This is a genomic window from Planctomycetaceae bacterium, from assembly GCA_041398785.1.
In the GTDB taxonomy this organism is placed as follows: domain Bacteria; phylum Planctomycetota; class Planctomycetia; order Planctomycetales; family Planctomycetaceae; genus JAWKUA01.
Genome location: JAWKUA010000063.1, coordinates 1 through 2,406 on the forward strand (window position 1 = coordinate 1; position 2,406 = coordinate 2,406).

At 60.8% G+C, this 2,406-nt stretch carries 2 protein-coding genes; both read left to right on the forward strand.

Annotated elements, in window-relative coordinates; translation table 11 throughout:
* A partial coding sequence (locus R3C19_27375) for a hypothetical protein (GenBank protein MEZ6064084.1) occupies window positions 1-1,273 on the forward strand: 1,273 nt, incomplete at its 5' end.
* A 117-nt stretch (window positions 1,274-1,390) separates the two neighbouring features.
* The coding region (locus R3C19_27380; GenBank protein ID MEZ6064085.1) for a DUF1559 domain-containing protein at window positions 1,391-2,406 on the forward strand (1,016 nt) is incomplete at its 3' end.

Sequence of the window (2,406 nt, forward strand, 5' to 3'; positions counted from 1 at the left end):
GTGGCTGATGACCGGTCAGCCGCCCGTTGCGGGACGTGATCAGGATGAGATGCTCCGGAATCTGCGAAGCGGAAAACTCAACCAACTGGCATTCGATGCCGCAAAGCAGCGATATCCCGTCGCCGCCGCCGTCTGCCTGAAGCTGCTGGCTGTTGATCCGCACAGTCGACTTCCATCGGCGAAGACAGCGTTGAAGGAACTGAAACGGTCGGCCCGGCTTGCCAGGAAATCCGGCAGTCGCTTCCAGGCTCCCCGGTCCGGGACGGAAGAAGCGTCGATATCGTCTCATCATTCTGTAAAGACGTGGCGGCCATTCGCATTCCATACCTCCGTTATTCTCTCGCTGTTGACCGCCGTTGCTCTATTCGCCGCCGCATGGTCCCAACGCATTCAACACCTGTCCCGGCAGGATCAGCAGGGTGTGGTTTCCGAGACTCCACATCGAGCTGAGTCGGCCTCGGATCGGAACGTGATCGAACACCGCACGGCGAAGCCTCCCGATCCCGATTCGGAATTGCGCAAGGCCGCAGAAACAACGCGGCAGTACGGAATCGGCGAGGCCTCGACCGATTACCTGCTGACACTGCTGCTGTCGGCCGGAGTTCCCGGCAATTCCGATGTGCACTGGGAAAATGCGGCCGCTGCCAGGTGGCAGCAGGAATCCAGTGTGGTACCGGGTTCTGACGGATCGCATCCGGACATCATCAGTTCCTTCTCACGCTTCTTTCCCGTCGGCATGGCCTTTTCCGATCGCCCCGAGTCCACAGAAGAACTGTTCGCGGCATGGACTGTTCAGCGAAGTGCCGCGATGACCCCGCTGATGGACCTGATTGTTGTCGGAAAGGCGGCCGTCAGTGACGGCATTCAGATCCTCCGGGCCACTCGGTCATTCAGTCTGCCGCGGAACGTTGACACCCGGCTGATCCTTCGGCGTGACGACCCCGAATTCGGTCGCATCTGCGAACGGGCAAGACTCTCAGCGGACCGGGTACCCCTGATCTGGAAAGTGCGATTCATCAGGAGCCAGCCGGATTTCTACGTGGCGATCGTTCTCCCGGAACCCGTCGACAGCTATGCGATCGAGCTGCCCGCAGACCAGACTCTGTCGACAACTCGCAGGAATTCGCAGTTACCGAGTTACCTCCGTTTTCGCCTGCGGGTCGCACAGGTCGTTCGGCAGGACAACGTCGCCGTGATTCACATGACGCCAGAAGCGTTCGAGCCTGCGGATCCGCCGGGTGAACGAAAAAACTTCCGGGACACGTCAGGCTGAACGAGCAATACCGCATCGTTTGCACCGGTCGTGTCTTTGTTGCCCGCCGCTTTCACAGGGACATACAGCGGCGCGATCGATTGAACATCATGTGTACTTCAGCCAGGGAACACGGGGATGAATCCGGAACTGCAACATCGTCCCTGTCGTCGTGGTTTTACCCTGATCGAGTTGCTGGTAGTGATTGCCGTCATTGCAGTTCTGATGGCGCTGCTGCTGCCGGCGGTTCAGCAGGTCCGTGAAGCCGCGCGTCGGACTCGGTGCCGAAACAACCTGAAACAGATCGGTCTTGCCCTGCACAACTACCACGACACCTGCGGCTGTCTTCCGTCCGGCTATGTCACGAACTACACCAACTGGCGCACAACGAACGATGTGGCGGGGGACCGCGAAGGCTTTATCGTCTCGGCAAACCGAATTGCCGACTGGACCTGGTCGGCGATGATTCTGCCGCAGCTCGAACAGTCCGCCGCGTTCAGTACGCTTGGAATCAACCGCCGGCCCGCCGGAGTCGCGCTGGCAGATCCGATCGCGGAAAAGGTGCTGACGTCACCTCTGCCGGTGTTCCGCTGCCCGAGTGATGTCGGTCCTCCGGTGATCGACGGGACTCGGGATGTGCTGTCGGACGTCACCGGAAACGGCACCGGCGGCGCGACGGTGAACACTATGGTTTCGAACTACGTTGGCAGCAGTCGCGGGCACGACAGAAGCCTGCATCTGGTGTCCGCCCAGCAACTGGGCTCAGAGGCCGGACTCTTTGGTCCGAACACGAACGTCAGGTTTCGCGATATGACCGACGGAACATCGAACACGATCATGGCCGGCGAACGTGCCTGGAGTTACCCCGGCACCGACCCCCGCAGCGGCTCCGGACTGCAGATCGATTCCCGCGCCGCACTGGCAATCGTAACACGCTCCAGCCGGACTCCCGATCGCACGTGTACCGGCTGCGGATATACGGATTCTCTGGCAACGACCGGCCCGGGGATCAACAGCAACAACGTCATCGACGCCTTCGGAAATGTCGCTCACGGCCGCATCCGGGCCGGCTACTCATCACTTCATCTCGGCGGTGCCCAGTTTCTGCTCTGCGACGGCGGCGTCCGCTTCATCAGCGAGAACGTCAGCCAGGC